The following is a 17539-nucleotide window of genomic DNA, read 5'->3' as shown; positions in this document are numbered from 1 at the left end:
CGGGAGGCGGGTTCCGTCGTCTCCGGGCCTGAGAACCCCGGGAGCGCGCTCGCAAGTGGTTGACATTCCGCGCCACGGTCAGGGTCGCAGTCCTACACTTCTCCTGCGGCACGGGGTCGTTCCGGCGGGCTCGTCCCTGCTGTCGCACGCATGACCGGCCGCCGGCCGCTCGGGCCCCCCTCTCGAGCGACCGGCGGACGGCTGCGCGGCGTACCCGAAGCGCCGTCCGCGAGGTCCGCCGGAACCAGGAGCGGCCAGATGACCCACGGAACGAACAGCCCCACCACCACCGTCGACGAGGTGCGCCCGGGCGACCTCTTCTGCGCCGTCGTCGCCCACGAGACCGAGCAGTGGCGCGTCGTCGCCGTTCTCGGCATCCGCGTCCTCGCCGAGCGGGTCTCCGGAGGAGACCGCCGCAGCTTCACCCTCCGCTTCGTGCGCCACCAGCTCACGCCGGACGTGCTCATCGCGAGGGGCGTCGCAGCGAACCGCTAGGGGATCAGGTGCTCCGCGCGGTAGCGGTCGAAGAGCGCCGTGAACGAGTCGACCGTCCGGTGGAACGCTGTGAAGCCGGCGAGGCGGGACTTGCCGATGTCGGTGACGACCTCGAGGTTCCGGCCGAGGTCGGCGTCGGTGTGCCACCAGGAGGCGACGCGGGAGAGGTCGGGCTCGATCAGCCCGTGCTCGTCGACGAGGCGCCGCCAGACGGGCTCGGCATCGGCCATCTGCTGCTCGAGCGGCTGCGGCTCCTCCCCCGGGCCGACCGGCTCGACGCCGAAGTGCTCCGCGATCCGGGTCCACATCCAGCGCCAGCGGAAGACGTCGCCGTTGACCACGTTGAAGGCCTGGTCGCGGCCCGCCTCCGACGTCGACGCCCAGAGCATCTGCTCGGCGAGGATCGTCGCGTCGGTCATGTCGGTGAGTCCGTTCCACTGCGTGAGCGAGCCGGGGAACACGAACGGGGTGCCCTCGGCACGGTGGATCGACGCCGCGACCGCGAGGGTCAGCCCCATGTTCATCGCGTTGCCGACGGCGTGCCCGATGACCGTGTGCGAACGGTGCACCGACCAGGTGAACCCGGCGCGCCCGGCCGCGGCGAAGAGCTCGTCCTCCTGCGCGTAGTAGAAGTTCGGGGCGTCGAGGCGCTCCTCCTCCTCGTGGAACGGGGTGTCGGGCATCGCGCCCTGCCCGTACGCCTCGAACGGGCCCAGGTAGTGCTTGAGGCCGGTCACCAGCGCGACGTGCTCGACGGGAGCGTGCGCGAGCGCGGCGAGGAGGTCGCGGACCATGCCGCCGTTGACCGCGATGTTCTCCTCCTCCGTCGCCTGGCGGGACCAGGCGGTGAAGAAGACGTGCGTGGGGCGCTGGTCGGCGAGCACGCGGGCCAGGTCCTCGGCGGAGCGCAGGTCGGCGGCGAGCGGAGTGACGCCGGGGCGCGCGTCGATCGGGCGGCGCGAGAGGGCGGTCACCGGCCAGCCCTGCTCGGTGAGCAGGTCGACGAGGGCGGAGCCGCCGATGCCGGTCGCACCGACGACGAGGGCGCTGCGGGGGTCGGACGGGGGGACGGGAGTGGTAGAGGACATCCCCTGGGCCAACAGCCCCGGGGGCGAGGCATTCCCCGATCCGGGCGTCACGGAGGGACACCGGAGGTCACGGAGGGACACCGGGCGTCACGGAGGGACACCGGGCGTCACGGGCGGACCGCGGACCGGGCTCCTCCCCTACCGTCGAGCACGAGCCGCCCGGGGTGGGCGCAGCGGAACAGGAGCCGACGATGACCGTGACCGACGTGCGGGCCGTGCCCGAGGTGGACTACGAGGAGCTGGCGGGGCGGTTCCGGCCGCTGTTCGCCGAGATCGCGGCGGGAGCGGCGGCGCGGGAGAGCGCACGCGAGCTGCCGGTCGCGCAGATCCGAGCGCTGGCGGACGCCGGGTTCGGCGCGGTGCGCGTGCCGCTGGAGTCCGGCGGGGCCGGCGCGAGCCTCCCCCAGCTGTTCCGCCTGCTGACGGAGCTGGCCGCCGCCGACTCCAACCTGCCCCAGGCGCTCCGCGGCCACTTCGCCCTGGTCGAGGACCGGTTGCTCGCGACCGACGGGACCCGCGAGCGTTGGCTCCGGCGCTTCGCCGACGGCGAGCTCGGCGGCAACGCCTGGACCGAGGTCGGCACGGTCGCGATCGGCGACGTGCAGACGAAGGTCGCTCCGGTCGAGGGCGACCCGACGCGGTTCACGGTGACCGGCACGAAGTACTACTCCACCGGCAGCGTCTTCGCCGACTGGATCGACACCTTCGCCCAGCGCACCGACACCGGGCAGAAGGTGATCGCGATCGTCGACGCTCGCCAGGCGGGCGTCGAGCACGCCGACGACTGGGACGGCTTCGGCCAGCGCACCACAGGCTCGGGGACGAGCACCTTCACGGAGGCGGTGGTCGCGGCCGAGGACGTGATCGACTTCGAGACCCGGTTCCGCTACCAGACCGCGTTCTACCAGGCGGTGCTGCTGGCCGTGCTGGCGGGCTCGATCGCGGGGGCCGAGCGCGAGATCGCAGCCGAGGTGCGGGCGCGGACCCGGATCTTCTCGCACGGGAACGCCGAGTCGTTCGCGGCGGATCCGCAGATCCTGCAGGTGGTGGGACAGGTCTCGGCCGCCGCCTATGCGGGAGCGGCGATCGTGGAGCGCGCGGCGGTCGCGCTGCAGCGGGCGCACGACGCGGCCCTCGACGGCGACCCGCTCGAGGACGAGCGGCAGAACGACCTCGCCGAGCTCGAGACGGCGCAGGCCCAGATCGTCCTGACGCAGCTGGCCACCCGGGCGACCTCCGACCTCTTCGACGCGCTGGGCGCCTCCGGGGTGAGCACCCGCAAGAACCTCGACCGGCACTGGCGCAATGCGCGCACGGCCGCGAGCCACAATCCGTGGGTGTTCAAGGCGCGGATCGTCGGCGACCACGCGGTCAACGGCACCGTGCCGCCGCGGGTCTGGGCGATCGGCGCGGGGCCGAAGCGGTAGTCGCCTCGGCGCCGGCCGGGGGCGGTGGACAGCCGGCGAGGGCGGAGGAGAGGATCGAGGGGGCGGCGACGCGGCCGCCGCGGACGAGGGGTCTCGCGATGATCCGGACGACGACCGCGAGGGGCGCCGGTGCGCTGCTCGCCTGCGGGGCGGGCCTGCTCGCGCTGAGCGGCTGCACGGGAAGCGCCGACGGGGGGACGGCCCCGACGACCGCTTCACCGCTGATCTCGAGCGCTCCGACGCCGAGCAGTGCAGTGCCGACCGCGAGCGCCGGCAGCGCGACTCCGCTGCCCACCGCGACCCCGGCCACCGCCCTGCTCCCCTGCGAGGACCTGCTCACCGCCGAGGAGGAGGCGTCGCTCGCCGAGGACGGTCTCGCCCTCTCGCCCGAGACGACGGTCTACGACGTCGACTACCCCGTCGTGCAGGAGATCGCCGAGGACGGGGTGCTCTGCCGGTGGAGCGGCCAGGGCGACGTGTCGGTCGTGGTCGGGCAGCTGGCGGTCCCGGACGCGGAGTGGCCGGATCGGAGCGCCGCGCTCCTCGCGGACGGGTTCACCGCCGACGACACCGCGGCTCCGGGCTTCCTCGACGGGCCCGACGGACCGGACGAGAGCTACCCCGGCCGCGGCGTCCTCCACCGCGACGGCGTCCTCTACTACGTGAGCTACTCCGGGATCGTCGGCTCGATCGTGCCGCTCTCCGACTGAGGCGGCGGATCGACGACCCAGGGCGGGCGCCCGTGGTCGGCGCTGCTCCCCGTCGTCAGCTGCTCGCCGTGGTGGTCGAACGACAGCGGGACTCCCGCCTCGGCGCACTCACGGCCGATCAGGTCCATGGCGTTCCAGAAGTACTCGCTCGCTCGTCGATCCCCGGAGATCGCGGAGAGCAGATTGCTCGTGGCGAGACGAGCAGCGTCGGACGCGATCGAGTTCGAGGAGCTCTCGTCGAAGCCCTCGAGGGCTTCGCGAAACGGTGGACGCAGAACGGGATCGAGTTCCGGCGCGTAGTCGTTCCACGTGCGCTCGAGCGGGACGCAGGAAGCGGCCTCCTGATCGCCTCCCGGCTCGGTGCAGCCCACGAGGAGCAGCACGGATACGAGTACCGCCGATGAGGCGGTCGTGCGGTCCACCATCGTTCATCGCTCGATGTGCATCGTCCCCGTCGTGACCCAGGCCGCGCAGGCCTTCTTGCGATGTTCCGGGGCACTGGTCTCGACGATGTGATCGCAGGTCGAGACGCCGGTGTACCACGTCACGCACCCCCCTTGAAACTCGTACTCGCAGTTCTTGTTCGGCTGAATCGGAGCGGCCGAGGCCACCTGCGCCCCGAGAACCGACGTCAGCGCCAGCGCGACGACGGCGAGACCGGACCCGAACCACAGAGAACTCTTCATGACGTCTCCTCATTCGCTGGCAGATCCGCCGGGTCCTGGGACCGTATCCATCGCGGAGAGGGTGTCGGACGGTCGGCGCGAACTCGACACATCGAGGCGCGGGCCGGGCCCTCGAGAAGGGGTAGCGTCGACAGGTGCGATTCCCGTGGCGTTCCCGAGACAGCGAGCGACTGCCGCGGGACGTGCTCGTGCTGGGGGTCGTCGCCTTCTTCGTGATGCTGGGGTTCGGCGTCGTCGTGCCGGTGCTGCCGACCTACGTGCGCAGCTTCGGCGTCGACTACACGGCGGTCGGCGCGGTCGTCTCGGCGTTCGCGCTGATGCGGCTGGTCGCGAATCCGTTCGTGGGGCCGCTGGTCGACCGGTTCGGCGAGCGGGTCGTGCTCGCTGTCGGCATCGGCATCGTCGCGCTCTCCTCGGCGCTGGTCGGCTTCGCCTCCGACTACCCGCACCTCCTCCTGCTGCGCGGGGCCGGCGGCATCGGCTCCGCGATGTTCTCCGTCGCGGCGATGACGCTCCTCCTGCGCACCGCGAGCCCGGAGCGGCGCGGCCGCTCGATCGGCTTCTACCAGGGCGGCTTCCTGCTCGGCGGCATGGCGGGCCCCGCGGTGGGCGGCGTGCTCACGGCGATCTCACTCACGGCCCCCTTCTTCTTCTACGCCGGCACGCTCGCGATCGCGGGGCTCGTCGGGCTGATCCTGCTGCAGCGGCCGGAGCGCGACGCGGCACCGTCCGCCGCGGCGAGGACGAAGCCCCTGCGCGAGGTCGCCCGTGACCGCCGGTACCAGAGCGCGGTGCTGGCGAACTTCGCCCTCGGCTGGTCGGCGATGGGAGTCCGCGCGACGCTCGTCCCCGTGCTCGTCGTCGAGGGGCTCGGCGGGCAGCCCGCCTGGACCGGCATCGCGTTCGCGATCGCCGCGGTGGTGCAGACGATCGCGCTCGCGCCCGCCGGCCGCTTCGTCGACACGGTCGGCCGGCGCCCGGCGCTGATCGGCGGATTCTCCGTCGCGGCGGTGGCGATGCTGGCGATGCCGTTCGTCTCGGAGCTGTGGCTGCTCGTCGTGCTGCTCTGCGTCTACGGAGCGGCGGCCGCCTTCATGGGCACGGCCCCGGGTGCGCTGGTCGGTGACGCCGCGGGCGAGCGCGGCGGCAAGCCGGTCTCGGTGTTCCAGGCCGCGTCCGACCTGGGCGGCGTGATCGGGCCGCTGCTCGCAGGCGCTCTCGCCGACGCCGCATCGCCGACCGCGGCCTTCGCCTCCGCCTTCGTGCTGCTGGCGGCGAGCGCGCTGCTCGGCCTGCGGATCCCGCGCTCGCGGATCGGCTAGCTGTTCCGCCCGCGGGCGTCGACGGGCCAGACGGCGCCGCCGCCGTCGCGGAGGAGGACGCGGTACTCGTCGGCCAGGTTCACCGCGACGCAGACGTGGTTCGGCGCGATCCGCACCCGCGTCCCCACGGGCAGGTCGACACCGGTGATCGTCGCATGGTGCTCCGAGAGCACCGGGATGCGCGCCTCCGGGTGCTCCGGGAGGCGGCCGAAGCCGCTCGAGGCCGCGCCACGATCGGAGGAGAGCACCTTGCTGCCCGCGTCGGCGATCAGGTGGTCGCCGCGGCGGGACACGATCGTGGCGAGGACGGTGACGGCGATGTCCTCGGGCGTCATCGTGCCGATCTCCCACTGCTGGGCGTCGCCGAGGGCCGAGACCCCCGGGCGCAGCTCCGTGAGCACCGAGGAGTCGGCGAACGCGGCCGAGGGGGTCGAGCCTCCGCTGACCACGCGGGCCTCGACTCCGGACGCCGCGAGCGACGCGACCGACTCGGCGAGCGCGCGCGCCTCGTCGCGGGCGGCCGCCGCTCCGTTGCCGGCCGCGTAGCTGTGGCCGGGGAAGGTGAAGACGCCGGCGACGTCGAGCCCGGCGGAGACGGCGGCCGCGGCGATCGCGCCGGCTTCGGCGGGGAGCACGCCGCTGCGGTGGTGGCCGGAGTCGATCTCGACGACGACCTCGAGCCCCTCGCGCTCGGGCAGGGCCGCGGCCAGGCGCTCGGCCGACTCCGCCGAGTCGACGCCGACCCGCACGCGGGCGCTCGCGAGGACGTGGCGGAGCCGCCCGGCGCGCTCGGCGTCGAGCCAGAGCGGGTAGGCGATGAAGAGGTCGCCGATCCCTCCCGCGGCGAAGACCTCGGCCTCCGAGACGGTCGCGACGGTGAGGCCGACGGCCCCCGCGGCGAGCTGGCGGCGGGCGATCTCGAGCGACTTGTGCGTCTTCGCGTGGGGGCGGAGCGCCAGGCCCCGCTCGCGGGCAGCCGCGGCGACGGCGGCGATGTCGCGGTCGAGCACCGCCTCGTCGAGCACCAGCGCCGGAGTGGCGAGAGCGTCGAGCACGGCGGAGCGGGCGGAGGAGTCGGCGGCGGTATCGACGGTCACGCGCCGAGCCTAGGCCGCACCACCGGCCCGCGTCCCGCCGTGAGGGCGGCCTCGGGCCGGTCCGCCGCCGGTCGTCGAGCCCAGCGGAAGGCCCCGCGGATGGATCCCGTCGAGCAGGACACCTCGTCGACCTCGGAGGCGGCCGCGCCGCTCCGCTCCATCGCCGTCCTCCGGATCGCCCACCTCTCCGCCGGGACGCTCTCGACGACGCTCCTGGGCTTCGGCGTGGTCGGGCTGAGCACTCTCGTCCACTGACCGTTCATCCTCCGCGGGATGCGGGAGGACCCCGGCGCTGCCAGGCTGAGCGGATGACTCCGCAGTCCTCCCGCCTCCGGCCCTTCGGCCCGTCCGGCGCCACCGTCACCCGGCTGACCCTCGGCACCTCCTGGCGCCCCGAGCGCGTCGCCGACCTCGATCGGGTGCCGGCCCTCGAGCGCGTCCTCGACTCCGACGCCGCCACCCGCGCCGTCTCCGTCGTCGACACGTCCAACGAGTACGCCGGCGGCCACAGCGAGCGCCTGATCGGCGAGGCCCTGCAGGCCCGCGGCGGGGTCCCCGAGGGGATCACCGTGGTCACCAAGCTCGACCGCGACCCGAGCACCGGCAGCTACTCGGCCGAGCGGATGCGCCGCAGCCTCGACGAGAGCCGCGAGCGCCTAGGGATGGACGTCCTCCCCCTGCTCTACCTGCACGACCCGGAGCGCATCTCGTACGACGAGGCCTTCGCCGAGGACGGCCCGGTCCGCGCGCTCGTCGCGATGAAGGAGGCGGGCGTCGCCCTCTCGATCGGGATCTCGGGCGGACCCGCGCCGATGCTGCGCCACTACGTCGACACCGGCCTCTTCGACGCCGTGATCACCCACAACCGCTTCACGCTGGTCGACCGCTCCTCCGAGGAGCTGATCGACGCGTCCGTCGACCGCGGCGTGATCGTCGTCAACGCGGCGGTCTACGGCGGAGGCGCCCTCGCGCGCTGGCCGGAGCCGGTCGCCTCCTACGCCTACCGGCCGGCGCCGCGCGAGATCGTCGATGCCGTCGCGGCGATGGGAGCGGCCTGCGACCGGGCGGGCGTGCCGCTCGCCGCCGCCGCGCTGCAGTTCTCGACGCGCGACCCCCGCGTGACGACGACGGTCGTCGGCGCCACCTCCGCCGAGCACTACGACTCCTTCGTGGCCGACGACGCGCTCGAGATCCCCGACGCGCTGTTCGAGGAGCTGGAGTCGCTCGCTCCGCCGAGCACCGTCTGGCAGGACGCGCCCGGGACGACCTGGCCGCGCTGATCCGGGCATAGCCGGGCTCTCCTCCCGGTTGGAGCACGTGACCCCCTCCGCGAGATGCCGCCGGCGTGCGCCCTCACCGGCGTATCGCGTACCGAAGCGGCGTTCCGCGGAGAAGCACGACAGGAGAGACATGACCGACACCGCCTTGTTCCAGCCGCTGACGCTCCGCTCGAGGACCGCGCGCAACCGCCTCTGGGCGGCACCGATGTGCCAGTACTCGGTGGAGGCGCAGGACGGCGTGCCCACCTCGTGGCACCTCGTGCACCTCGGCGGGCTCGCGCGCGGCGGATCGGGCGTCGTCATCGCGGAGGCCACCGCCGTCGTCCCCGAGGGGCGGATCAGCCCCTGGGACACGGGGCTGTGGAACGACGAGCAGCGCGACGCCTGGGCTCTGATCGTCGATTTCGTGCACGGACAGGGCGCGCTCGCAGGCGTGCAGCTCGCCCACGCGGGCCGGAAGGCGTCGACCTACCGCGAGTGGAGCGGACGCGGATCCGTGCCGCTGGAGGACGGCGGCTGGCCGATCGTCGCTCCCTCGGCCGTCGCGTTCGAGGGCTACGCGGAGCCGCGCGAGCTGGCCGCGGAGGAGCTGCCCGGCCTCGTCGAGGCGTTCCGCGCCTCCGCCCGCCGCGCCGCGGACGCCGGCTTCGACGTGATCGAGCTGCACGCCGCGCACGGGTACCTGCTCCATCAGTTCCTGTCGCCGCTCTCGAACACCCGCGAGGACTCCTACGGCGGCTCGCTCGAGAACCGGGCGCGCCTGCTGCTCGAGGTCGTCCGCGCGGTCCGCGCCGAGATCGGGGAGCTCGTGCTGCTCGTCCGCTTCTCCGCGACCGACTGGGCCGAGGGTGGCTGGACACTGGAGGAGACGATCACCGTCTCGGAGTGGGCGCGCGCCGAGGGCGTGGACCTCTTCGACGTGTCGACCGGCGGACTCGTGCACGCCAGCATCCCGGTGGCGCCGCTCTACCAGGTGCCGTTCGCGCGCGACCTGCGGAAGGCGACCGGTGCACTGGTCGGCGCCGTGGGACTCATCACCACGGCGGAGCAGGCGGAGGGCGTGGTCGCGAACGGCGACGCCGACGTCGTGCTGCTCGCCCGCGAGCTGCTGCGCGACCCGAACGCTCCGGTGCGGATGGCGCACGAGCTCGGCGCGGACCTGCCGGTGCCCCCGCAGTACACCCGGGCCTGGCGCTGAGCCTTCAACCGCGAGATGCCACCTGTGCGCACGCCTCGCGGCGTGTCGTGTGCACAAGTGGCATCTCGCGGAGGAGAGCGGTCGGGCTCCCCGGAGGAGAGCGTCAGCTCTCGGAGGGCTCCTCGGGAGCGTCCTCCTCGGGGTTGAAGTGCGAGTCTCCGGAGACCCCCACCGCCAGCCCGTCCTCGGAGTGCGGGATGGTCTCGTCGTCGCCGAGACCGTTCGCCTTCTTCTCGCCTTCGGACGAGGTGGCTGCGTCGGTCACGGCTCAGGCCTCGACGTCGCCGCGCCAGGCACCGTCGGGGGTGCCCTGCTTCTCGATGTACTCCTTGAAGTTGTTCAGGTCCTTCTTCACGGCGTGGCTGCCGGCGCCGACGAGCGAGCCGAGCGTCTCGAGGAAGCCCTTCGGCTCCCAGTCGAGCTGCACGGTGACGCGGGTCTCGGTGTCGGAGAGCTTGTGGAAGGTGACGACGCCCGCGTGGTCGGTCTCGCCGCCGGTGCTGTTCCACGCGACGCGCTCGTCGGGGTGCTGCTCGGTGATGTTCGCCTCGAACTCGCGCTCGACGGGGCCGACCTTCACCTTCCAGACGGTGAGGGTGTCGGTGACCTGCTGGATCGACTCGACCTCGTCGAGGAAGCGCGGGAACTCCTCGAACTGGGTCCACTGGTTGTAGGCGACGGACACGGGGACGTTGACGTCGACGGTCTCGATGATCTGCGGCACGGTGGTGCTCCTTGCTGTCTCACTCGGTGTGCGGCGTTCCGCTGCTGCGGTCGTCACGCTCGACGTTAGGCGGGAGCCGCCTGGGAGCGCACCGGGTTGCGGACTGACCCGAACGTGGTAAGCGAGGGCGCTGCTCCGGCGGGCGTGCCGAGACGGCTCCGTCGGGCGCCGGGACGCCGCCGTGCGCGCTGGGACGGCCGCGGGAGGGCGGCGTCCGGACGGCACGGCGGCGTCTCGGAGCAGCAGGACGGAGCTGGCCGCGGTCAGCGGTCCTGCGGGTCGCCGCCGAGCTGGCCGATGGCGGGGAGGGGGCCGCCGTCGTCGGCGCCGGTGCGGCGCCAGCGGGCGATGGCGTTGCCCAGGTGGTAGATCACGAGGGCGGCGCCGGCGCCGAGGACGATGCCGCCGAGCTCGAAGCCGCCGGAGGAGAACGAGAAGCCGGCGATGGCGATCACGAGGGAGACCGCGGCGGTGTACTGGTTGACCGGGCGCGAGAAGTCGACGCGGTTGTCGATCCAGATCTTGATGCCGATCACGCCGATCAGGCCGTAGAGCGCGGTGGTCGCGCCGCCCAGCACTCCGGCCGGGATCGAGTTGAAGACGGCGCCGACCTTGGGCGAGAGGCTGAGCAGGATCGCGGTGACGCCGGCGACCCAGTAGGCGGCCGTCGAGTACACGCGCGTGGCCGCCATCACTCCGATGTTCTCGCCGTAGGTCGTGGTGCCGGAGCCGCCGAAGGCGCCGGAGAGGGTGGTCGCCACACCGTCCGCGATCAGGGCCCGGCCGGTGCTGGCGTTGGCGGAGGCGTCGGTCATCGTCGCGACGCCGCGGACGTGGCCGACGTTCTCGGCGATGAGGACGAGCACGACCGGCAGGAACATCGCGATGCCCGACCACGTGGATCCGGAGCCGAAGTCGGGGAAGGTGAACGGCGGCAGCCCGAACCAGTCGGCCGCACCGACCGCGGAGTAGTCGATCTCGTTCCGCAGCAGGGCGACGACGTAGCCGATGACCACGCCGAGGAAGATCGAGACGCGGCCGAGGAAGCCGCGGAGGAACACGCTCGACAGGATGATCGCGGCGAGCGTGATCGTCCCGGTGATCGGCGCCTGCTTGAAGCTGAGGTACGCGGTCGGAGCCAGGTTGAACCCGATCAGGGCGACGATCGCGCCGGCGACGACCGGGGGCATCAGCCTGTCGATCCAGCCCAGGCCGACGACCTGCACGAGGACGCCGACGGCAGCCAGGAGGAGGCCCACGGCGACGACTCCGGCGAGCGCCGACCCCGTCCCTCCGACGGCGGTCGCGGCTGTGACGGGCGCGATGAAGGCGAAGCTCGAGCCGAGGTAGCTGGGGAGCCGGTTGCGCGTGATCAGGAGGAACAGCAGCGTCCCGACTCCGGAGAAGAGCAGGGTCGTGGCGACCGGGAACCCGGTGAGCACGGGCACGAGGAACGTCGCTCCGAACATGGCGACGACGTGCTGGATTCCGATGGCGATCGTGGCCGGCCAGGCGAGCCGCTCGCCGGGGGCGACGACGGCGCCGGGCTCGACGGTGCGGCCGTCTCCGTGCAGGGTCCAGATGGGCATGGGGCTCCTCGGCGGGGAAGGGAGGCGGGGGTCGACGTTCACAGTAGCGAGGGGTCTGGCCGTGCCGCGGTACCCGACCTACGATCGGGCCATGGACGGAGCGCGGCGTCTCGGCGAGGAGGAGTTCTCCGCGCACCTCGCCGAGCGGGTCGCGCGGATCCGGGGGTCGTTCGGCGACCTCCCGCTCTGGGCGGTCTCGGGCTGGAGCGGTCCGCGGCTGCTGGCGGAGTGGACGCTGACGGGCGGCCCGCGGGGGCTCTCGTTCCTCGCCGACGAGGCGGTCCCGGGCGGGCCGGGGCCCTCCGTCGAGATCCGCACGACCCTCGGCGATCCGCGGCACGACGTCGCGCTCCTCTGCTGCCGGGAGGAGGCGCCCGTCTCGTTCGTGCAGCCGGAGGCGCTGCCCGCTCCCACGCGGATCGCGGAGATCCCGGTCGACGGGGCTCCGGAGCCCTTCGAGGTCTGGGAGGGAGCCGGGGCCGTGCGCGCGGCCGCCTGGGTGCGCGGGCACGTCCTCACGCTGGAGTGCCGCGGAGTCGATCTGGACGCTCTCGCGCTGGACGAGGTGGACGACATCGAGCCGTTCGTGGCCGGCTGGCTGGAGTTCGTCGGCGCCTCGCGGCGTTGAGCGCCGACCCGCGCTCCCGCGCTGCTGGGAGAGCGCGGAGTCCCGCTCGGCGCGCCGGTGAAAGATGTGCGCCGATCCCGGACAGGAGGGAGCATGAGGCACATGCCAGCTCCCCTCGCGGGTCCCGACCGGTTCGCCGCGGTCGCCGCCGCGGTCGCCGATCCCGTCCGCCGCTACCTCTGGCGGCGCACCGACTCCGCCACCGCCGACGACGTGCTCGCCGCGACGCTCTCGGTGCTCTGGCGCCGCAGCGCCGACGTCCCCGAGGACGACCCGGTGCCGTGGGCGATCGGCGTCGCCCGGCTCCAGCTGCAGAACGCCCGGCGGATGCAGCGCCGCCAGGTGATGCTCGCCCAGCGGATCGCGGTCGTCGATCCGCCGCAGGTGCAGATCGACGAGGGCGAGGCGTCGGGCGCGGAGGAGACCGTGCGCCTCGTGCTCGCCCGGATGCGCGAGCAGGACGCCGAGCTGCTGCGCCTCTGGGCGTGGGAGGAGCTCGACGTCCGTGGGATCGCCGCGGTCCTCGGAGTCACGGCGAACGCCGTCTCGATCCGCCTCCATCGCGCCCGGCGCCGCTTCGCCGAGCTCTACGACTCCACCGACCCGCACGCGCCCGAAGGGGGACTCCGATGACCGGAACCGACGACGAGGACGTCCGCCGCCTCCTCCGCACGGTCGACCCCGCACGGAGCCTCCCCGCGCTCGACCGCGACGAGCTCGCCGAGCAGATCGCCGCCGCGACGGGCGAGGGCACGCGGACGGTGCACTCCCGCCGCCGCTCCCCCTGGCTAATCGTGGGAGTCGGCGCGCTGAGCGCCGGGGCCGCCGCCTCCCTCCTGCTGCCCTTCGCGCTCGGCGTGGGCGGGGGCAGCACCTCGACGCTGATCCTGCCGAGCACGGGCGGGCCGATGGCCGCGTGCTCGCCGGTGACGGCCGCCGCGCTGGCCCCCGCTCAGCTCGCGTTCCGGGCCGAGGTCCGCTCGATCGACGGGAGCACCGTCACCCTGCACGTGCTCGAGCGCTACGCGGGCGAGGTCGGCGACGGCGTCACAGTCACCCAGGGCAGGGAGACGGCGGTGGACGGGGCCCCGATCGTGTTCGAGACCGGGGTCGACTACCTGGTCGCGGCCGACGGCGACACGATCCTGACCTGCGGCCTCAGCGGTGAGAGCTCCCCCGAGCTCGCGGCGCTGTACCAGGAGGCGTTCTCGCGGCAGTAGGCGGAGGCGGGTAGCGGCCCGCGCGGGCGGTGGCAAGGGCCTCCCCGATCGGGGGGAGCGGCGCGCAGGCTGAGGCATGGGCCTCTCGGCCCTCCCCCTCCGGTCGCCCGGCGGCGCCCGCGGGCCCTCGGCGACGCCGCCCCGCCCGCCCCGCAGGAGGCCCGCATGCCGGTGTTCCGGCTCCTCGAACCGCTCCACGCCGCCGGTGTCGCGCTCGCCGACCTCGCGAGCGATCGGCTCCGCCTCCACGGCGACGGCTCCGACGTCCGCATCACCGCGGTGACCGTCGCGCACACCGAAGCGCTCCCCGGCGCCCTCTTCGCCGCGCTCCCCGGGAGGAGGAGCCACGGGGCCCGGTTCGCGGCCGACGCGGCGGCGGCAGGAGCGGTCGCCGTGCTCACCGACGCGGGCGGGCTCGACGAGGCGCGCGCCTCCGGACTGCCCGTCCTCCTCAGCGACGATCCCCGCACCGCCCTCGGCCCGGTCGCCGCGCAGGTGTACGGCACGAGGAGCGGACCGGTGCTCCTCGGCGTGACCGGCACCAACGGCAAGACCAGCACCGTGCACCTCCTCGACGCGGTGCTCCGGCAGCTGGGCGTCGTCTCGGGGCTGAGCTCCACCGCCGAGCGCCGCAGCGCCGACCACGTCGTCGCCAGCCGCCTCACCACGCCCGAGGCCTCCGAGCTGCACGCGCTCCTGGCCCGGATGGCGGAGGACGGCGTCGAGGCGGCGGCGATCGAGGTCAGCGCTCAGGCGCTCGTGCGCTCGCGGATGGAGGGGATCGTGCTCGACGTCGCCGGGTTCACCAACCTCAGCCACGACCACCTCGACGACTTCGGCGACCTGGACGAGTACCTCCGCGCCAAGCAGCGCCTGTTCACGCCCGAGCGGAGCCGGCGCGGCGTCGTGGTCGTCGACACCGAGGCGGGGCGCCGGATCGCCCGCGAGGCCTCCGTCCCGGTCGTGACGCTCTCCGCCGGGGACGGAGCCGACTGGCGGATCGACGTGCTCGAGACCGCGGTCGACCGCACCCGCTTCCGGCTCACCGCCCGCGACGGCTGGTCGACGACCACCTCCGTCCCGCTCCTCGGCCGCCACATGGCCTCGAACGCGGCCCTCGCGCTGGTGATGCTGATCGAGGCGGGCCACGCGCGCGACCGGGTGGCCGCGGCGGTCGGCTCCGGGATCGACGTCACCGTGCCCGGGCGGACGCTCCTCGTGTCCGGCGCCGACGGGCCGCGGGTCTTCCTCGACTTCTCGCACACGCCCGACTCGGTCGCGCGCACCGTCGACGCCCTCCGCGAGGTGACGCCCGGCCGCGTGCTCGTCCTCCTCGGCGCCGACGGTGACCGCGACCCGAGCAAGCGCGCGCCGATGGGCCGGGCCGCTGCCGAGCGCGCCGACCTGGTGATCGTCACCGACCACCACCCGCGCTTCGAGGACCCCGCGCGGATCCGCCGCGCCCTGATCGACGGCGCCCGCCGCGTCGAGCGCTGCGAGGTGCTCGAGATCGCGGAGCCGGCCGACGCCGTCCGCGCCGCGCTGCACCGGGCCGGCCCGTCCGACTCCGTCCTCTGGGTCGGCCCCGGTGACACCGACTACCGCGTGGTCGGCGCCGACGACCTCCCCTACTCCCCCCGCGCCGACACGGCCCGCGCGCTGGCCGAGGCCGGCTGGAGCGTCGACCTGCTTGACTGACCGGGTGTTCTCGACCCTCCCGGTGCGCCGCGTGCAGGCCCGACCCGAGCACCCCGCCGACCTCGCGCGCTGGCCCGCGACGCTCGCGCCCGTGCGGCAGGTGCTGGCCGAGGGCTGGGATCTCGGCCAGGTGATGGTGATCACCGGCGAGAACGGCTCGGGCAAGTCGACGCTGCTCGAGGCGGTCGCCCTCGCCTACGGGCTGAACGCGGAGGGCGGATCCACGGGTGCCATGCACTCCTCCCGCACCTCGGAGTCGGACCTGGCCGAGCACCTCCAGCTGGTCCGCGGGGCCGGGGCGTCCAAGCGCGGCTTCTTCCTCCGCGCCGAGACGATGCACGGCTTCTTCAGCTACCTGGAGGAGGTGGGGATCGACGGCGGGTACCACGAGCGGAGCCACGGCGAGTCGTTCCTCGACATCGTGGCGAACCGCTCCCGGATCAGCGGACTCTGGCTCCTCGACGAGCCCGAGTCGGCCCTCTCGGTGTCGGGCTGCCTCGCCCTGATCGGGCAGCTGCGCGACCTGGTCGCCGGCGGCTCGCAGGTCGTCCTCTCCACGCACTCGCCGATCCTCGCCGCCCTCCCCGGAGCCGACCTCTACGAGCTCGACGAGACGGGCCTGCGCCGCTGCCGCTACGACGACCTCGACCTGGTGCGGACCTGGCGCGGCTTCCTCGACCAGCCGGCCCGCTTCCTGCGCCGGTTGGAGTAGGTCGGAGGGCGCTCGGCCGCGCCGGAACGGGCCGTTCGTGTTCACAAGGAAGGGAGGTGAGTCGGCAGGCCGCCCCGATCTCGCGGATTCCGAGCCGCCCGGGGGAAAGTCTCCGCCGGCACGAGCACGATCAGGCCGCGGAGGCCGCCGTCGGCCGGGCGACCCGGGGCGCCCAGCCCACCGCGATCGCGGCGCCGGCGAGCGCGAGCTGTCCGAGCGGCGGCAGGATCGCCGAGACCAGGGAGCCGTCGCCGCCGGACGTGACGAAGGTGTCGGCGACCGACATCCCGAAGCCGAACCCGGCGAAGAAGCGGAAGACGACGGCGCCGGCGACCAGGGCGAGCATGAGCACCTCGATCCGCCGCGGAGTGAGCGGCGACCTCCGGCCGACGAGGGCGCCGACCGTCACGACGATCGCGGCGGCCGTCCAGAACGCGGCCCAGCCGGTGACCCAGATCGCGTGGGAGCCGAACTCGAAGCCGTCGCGCTCGGACATGGTCGCGTAGATCTCCACCAGGGCCACGCCGGGGACCTTCGCCTGCGGATTCCAGACCAGCAGATCGACGGCGCCCACCACCGTGACGCCCGCCACGAGCGCGAGGCCCGCGAGGGCGACGGGGAGGCGCTGAGCGCGGGTCGCCGTCCGCGGTGCGAGGGCGATGGTCCGCGAGCCGCCGAGGACGATCGCCCCGCAGACGAGTCCGGCGAGGGAGACGGGCAGACCGACGAGGGCGAGGGGTCCGGGAAGGAGGAGGCCGGCCGCGGTGAGCACCGGGCCGACGACGGCCGCGACCAGGGAGATCCGCGCGAGCACCGTGCGGGCCGACGCCGCAGCGCCGAGGAGGTGGACCGCGCCGAGGACCGCGACCGCGACGGCGGCGACGAGCACCGCGGTCTGCACGGCGCCGACAACGGCGAGGGCGGTGTCGGAGGCGGCACCCGGCTCGGGGACGATTCCTCCGCCGGTCAGCGCGATGCCGCTGAGCATCAGCGCGGCCGCGGCGAAGAGCGCGAGTCCGCGGCGGGCGAGGCGGCGCGGAAGCGTGCCCCGCGCTTCGCCGGTGTGCGCGGGCAGGTCGCGGTCGACGCTCACCAGCAGGGCGAGCGCTCCGAGGACGACGCCGCGCCGGGGCAGTCCCAGCTCGGCGGCCCCGGCCAGGTCGGCCCGCCACTCCTCGAGGTAGCGCTCGCGGGCGAGCGGGGGCAGCAGCAGCGACAGGAGCCGCAGGAGCGCGCTCACGCGGTCGCCTCCGCCGCTCGCGGCGCCGACCGCGCGGTCGACCGCATCTGCTCGACGGCGGCCCGGGCTGCCGGGGCGCCCTCCGCGGTCAGCTCGTAGAGCCGGCGACGCGGGCCGCTCCGCTCGCTCGCGGCCTCCCACTCCGAGACCACCCAGCCCGCTCCCTCGAGCCGCTCCAGGATCGGGTAGACGCTGCCCGCCGGTCGCCCGGTGGCCTTGATCACGACCATGCCCCAGGTCGGGCCGTCGGCATCGAGGAGGGTCCGGAGGACGTCCGCGGTGGCGGGCGTGAGGCGAGGGAGTGGCTGCACGGGATTGAGGCTACCTATGTAGAGATAGCCGGGTCAACACAGGCGGGACGGCATCTCTAAGCAATACCGCTCTCTGGATTCTCAGCTGCCTGTCAGCCTCTGACATACTCCGCA

Annotated in this window: 21 protein-coding genes; 12 read left to right on the top strand and 9 right to left on the bottom strand. The window is 73.9% G+C overall.

The features are described 5' to 3' along the window. The first annotated feature begins 258 nt into the window (after positions 1 to 258). Positions 259 to 495 carry a hypothetical protein gene (locus tag C5C53_RS02190; RefSeq protein WP_104266705.1) on the top strand — a complete coding sequence of 79 codons (237 nt, stop codon included), beginning with the start codon at positions 259 to 261 and terminating at the stop codon, positions 493 to 495. On the opposite strand, the gene C5C53_RS02185 is transcribed toward C5C53_RS02190, so the two are convergent. Beyond that, entirely contained in the window at positions 492 to 1583 is a 1092-nt protein-coding gene (locus tag C5C53_RS02185) for an SDR family oxidoreductase (RefSeq protein WP_104266704.1), read from the bottom strand. The two genes, C5C53_RS02190 and C5C53_RS02185, sit on opposite strands and share 4 nt — an antisense overlap. Before the next feature lie 191 nt (positions 1584 to 1774). Between C5C53_RS02185 and C5C53_RS02180 the strand changes: the two genes are divergently transcribed. Both C5C53_RS02180 and C5C53_RS02175 read left to right on the top strand, forming a co-directional pair. Beyond that, positions 1775 to 3010, top strand: coding sequence for an acyl-CoA dehydrogenase family protein (locus C5C53_RS02180; RefSeq protein WP_104266703.1), 1236 nt, complete (start codon positions 1775 to 1777; stop codon positions 3008 to 3010). A 98-nt stretch (positions 3011 to 3108) separates the two neighbouring features. Beyond that, entirely contained in the window at positions 3109 to 3720 is a 612-nt protein-coding gene (locus C5C53_RS02175) for a hypothetical protein (RefSeq protein WP_104266702.1), read from the top strand. Here C5C53_RS02175 and C5C53_RS02170 read toward each other — a convergent pair. Continuing rightward, positions 3678 to 4145 (bottom strand): hypothetical protein, encoded by a 468-nt coding sequence (locus C5C53_RS02170; protein WP_104266701.1) that lies wholly within the window; start codon positions 4143 to 4145, stop codon positions 3678 to 3680. The two genes, C5C53_RS02175 and C5C53_RS02170, sit on opposite strands and share 43 nt — an antisense overlap. Before the next feature lie 3 nt (positions 4146 to 4148). Beyond that, complete coding sequence (locus tag C5C53_RS02165; RefSeq protein WP_104266700.1) at positions 4149 to 4406, bottom strand: hypothetical protein; 258 nt, start codon at positions 4404 to 4406, stop codon at positions 4149 to 4151. A 134-nt stretch (positions 4407 to 4540) separates the two neighbouring features. Between C5C53_RS02165 and C5C53_RS02160 the strand changes: the two genes are divergently transcribed. Beyond that, positions 4541 to 5728 (top strand): MFS transporter, encoded by a 1188-nt coding sequence (locus tag C5C53_RS02160; RefSeq protein ID WP_258075355.1) that lies wholly within the window; start codon positions 4541 to 4543, stop codon positions 5726 to 5728. Here C5C53_RS02160 and C5C53_RS02155 read toward each other — a convergent pair. Beyond that, entirely contained in the window at positions 5725 to 6825 is a 1101-nt protein-coding gene (locus C5C53_RS02155) for an alanine racemase (protein ID WP_258075354.1), read from the bottom strand. The genes C5C53_RS02160 and C5C53_RS02155 overlap by 4 nt on opposite strands. 99 nt (positions 6826 to 6924) lie before the next feature. Between C5C53_RS02155 and C5C53_RS16995 the strand changes: the two genes are divergently transcribed. From C5C53_RS16995 to C5C53_RS02145, 3 genes are all read left to right on the top strand, one after another. After that, on the top strand, positions 6925 to 7080 hold the full coding sequence (locus C5C53_RS16995) for a hypothetical protein (RefSeq protein ID WP_181127698.1): 156 nt from the start codon (positions 6925 to 6927) through the stop codon (positions 7078 to 7080). Positions 7081 to 7133: 53 nt separating this feature from the next. Further along, entirely contained in the window at positions 7134 to 8105 is a 972-nt protein-coding gene (locus C5C53_RS02150; protein WP_104266699.1) for an aldo/keto reductase, read from the top strand. A 130-nt stretch (positions 8106 to 8235) separates the two neighbouring features. Next, positions 8236 to 9303 carry an NADH:flavin oxidoreductase/NADH oxidase gene (locus C5C53_RS02145; RefSeq protein WP_104266698.1) on the top strand — a complete coding sequence of 356 codons (1068 nt, stop codon included), beginning with the start codon at positions 8236 to 8238 and terminating at the stop codon, positions 9301 to 9303. A gap of 103 nt (positions 9304 to 9406) precedes the next feature. Here C5C53_RS02145 and C5C53_RS16990 read toward each other — a convergent pair whose 3' ends face one another. From C5C53_RS16990 to C5C53_RS02135, 3 genes are all read right to left on the bottom strand, one after another. Continuing rightward, complete coding sequence (locus C5C53_RS16990) at positions 9407 to 9568, bottom strand: hypothetical protein (protein WP_167299017.1); 162 nt, start codon at positions 9566 to 9568, stop codon at positions 9407 to 9409. Positions 9569 to 9571: 3 nt separating this feature from the next. After that, positions 9572 to 10027: an SRPBCC family protein gene (locus C5C53_RS02140; protein ID WP_104224157.1), complete on the bottom strand. Its 456-nt coding sequence runs from the start codon at positions 10025 to 10027 to the stop codon at positions 9572 to 9574. A gap of 263 nt (positions 10028 to 10290) precedes the next feature. Beyond that, entirely contained in the window at positions 10291 to 11616 is a 1326-nt protein-coding gene (locus C5C53_RS02135) for a uracil-xanthine permease family protein (RefSeq protein WP_104266697.1), read from the bottom strand. Positions 11617 to 11707: 91 nt separating this feature from the next. Here C5C53_RS02135 and C5C53_RS02130 point away from each other — a divergent pair, with 91 nt between their 5' ends. From C5C53_RS02130 to C5C53_RS02110, 5 genes are all read left to right on the top strand, one after another. Continuing rightward, the gene (locus C5C53_RS02130) at positions 11708 to 12244 is read left to right on the top strand and encodes a hypothetical protein (RefSeq protein WP_104225957.1); all 537 of its coding nucleotides are present in this window, start codon (positions 11708 to 11710) and stop codon (positions 12242 to 12244) included. A gap of 102 nt (positions 12245 to 12346) precedes the next feature. Next, positions 12347 to 12877, top strand: coding sequence for an RNA polymerase sigma factor (locus tag C5C53_RS02125; RefSeq protein ID WP_160033683.1), 531 nt, complete (start codon positions 12347 to 12349; stop codon positions 12875 to 12877). Next, positions 12874 to 13464 (top strand): hypothetical protein, encoded by a 591-nt coding sequence (locus C5C53_RS02120; RefSeq protein ID WP_104237812.1) that lies wholly within the window; start codon positions 12874 to 12876, stop codon positions 13462 to 13464. The genes C5C53_RS02125 and C5C53_RS02120 overlap by 4 nt, the downstream gene beginning before the upstream one ends. Before the next feature lie 165 nt (positions 13465 to 13629). Continuing rightward, complete coding sequence (locus C5C53_RS02115; RefSeq protein ID WP_104266696.1) at positions 13630 to 15162, top strand: Mur ligase family protein; 1533 nt, start codon at positions 13630 to 13632, stop codon at positions 15160 to 15162. A gap of 4 nt (positions 15163 to 15166) precedes the next feature. Next, positions 15167 to 15874 (top strand): AAA family ATPase, encoded by a 708-nt coding sequence (locus tag C5C53_RS02110; RefSeq protein ID WP_258075353.1) that lies wholly within the window; start codon positions 15167 to 15169, stop codon positions 15872 to 15874. A 130-nt stretch (positions 15875 to 16004) separates the two neighbouring features. Here C5C53_RS02110 and C5C53_RS02105 read toward each other — a convergent pair whose 3' ends face one another. Continuing rightward, the gene (locus tag C5C53_RS02105; protein ID WP_104266695.1) at positions 16005 to 17114 is read right to left on the bottom strand and encodes a hypothetical protein; all 1110 of its coding nucleotides are present in this window, start codon (positions 17112 to 17114) and stop codon (positions 16005 to 16007) included. Next, positions 17111 to 17425: a PadR family transcriptional regulator gene (locus C5C53_RS02100; RefSeq protein ID WP_104266694.1), complete on the bottom strand. Its 315-nt coding sequence runs from the start codon at positions 17423 to 17425 to the stop codon at positions 17111 to 17113. The genes C5C53_RS02105 and C5C53_RS02100 overlap by 4 nt, the downstream gene beginning before the upstream one ends. Positions 17426 to 17539: the final 114 nt, after the last annotated feature.

Origin of the sequence: Rathayibacter sp. AY1E3, from assembly GCF_002932235.1 — a bacterium.
In the GTDB taxonomy this organism is placed as follows: Bacteria; Actinomycetota; Actinomycetes; order Actinomycetales; family Microbacteriaceae; genus Rathayibacter.
The sequence above is the reverse complement of the archived record's forward strand: the minus strand, read 5'-3'. Positions and strand labels throughout refer to the sequence as shown.

What these genes read in the sequence shown, in the direction of transcription:
- C5C53_RS02170 (WP_104266701.1), bottom strand. Translation starts at nt 4,145, where the DNA reads ATGGTGGACCGCACGACCGCCTCATCGGCGGTACTCGTATCCGTGCTG.
- C5C53_RS02125 (WP_160033683.1), top strand. Translation starts at nt 12,347, where the DNA reads ATGCCAGCTCCCCTCGCGGGTCCCGACCGGTTCGCCGCGGTCGCCGCC.
- C5C53_RS02150 (WP_104266699.1), top strand. Translation starts at nt 7,134, where the DNA reads ATGACTCCGCAGTCCTCCCGCCTCCGGCCCTTCGGCCCGTCCGGCGCC.
- C5C53_RS02180 (WP_104266703.1), top strand. Translation starts at nt 1,775, where the DNA reads ATGACCGTGACCGACGTGCGGGCCGTGCCCGAGGTGGACTACGAGGAG.
- C5C53_RS02190 (WP_104266705.1), top strand. Translation starts at nt 259, where the DNA reads ATGACCCACGGAACGAACAGCCCCACCACCACCGTCGACGAGGTGCGC.
- C5C53_RS02135 (WP_104266697.1), bottom strand. Translation starts at nt 11,616, where the DNA reads ATGCCCATCTGGACCCTGCACGGAGACGGCCGCACCGTCGAGCCCGGC.
- C5C53_RS02115 (WP_104266696.1), top strand. Translation starts at nt 13,630, where the DNA reads ATGCCGGTGTTCCGGCTCCTCGAACCGCTCCACGCCGCCGGTGTCGCG.
- C5C53_RS02185 (WP_104266704.1), bottom strand. Translation starts at nt 1,583, where the DNA reads ATGTCCTCTACCACTCCCGTCCCCCCGTCCGACCCCCGCAGCGCCCTC.
- C5C53_RS02120 (WP_104237812.1), top strand. Translation starts at nt 12,874, where the DNA reads ATGACCGGAACCGACGACGAGGACGTCCGCCGCCTCCTCCGCACGGTC.
- C5C53_RS02165 (WP_104266700.1), bottom strand. Translation starts at nt 4,406, where the DNA reads ATGAAGAGTTCTCTGTGGTTCGGGTCCGGTCTCGCCGTCGTCGCGCTG.
- C5C53_RS16995 (WP_181127698.1), top strand. Translation starts at nt 6,925, where the DNA reads ATGGATCCCGTCGAGCAGGACACCTCGTCGACCTCGGAGGCGGCCGCG.
- C5C53_RS02130 (WP_104225957.1), top strand. Translation starts at nt 11,708, where the DNA reads ATGGACGGAGCGCGGCGTCTCGGCGAGGAGGAGTTCTCCGCGCACCTC.
- C5C53_RS02145 (WP_104266698.1), top strand. Translation starts at nt 8,236, where the DNA reads ATGACCGACACCGCCTTGTTCCAGCCGCTGACGCTCCGCTCGAGGACC.
- C5C53_RS02175 (WP_104266702.1), top strand. Translation starts at nt 3,109, where the DNA reads ATGATCCGGACGACGACCGCGAGGGGCGCCGGTGCGCTGCTCGCCTGC.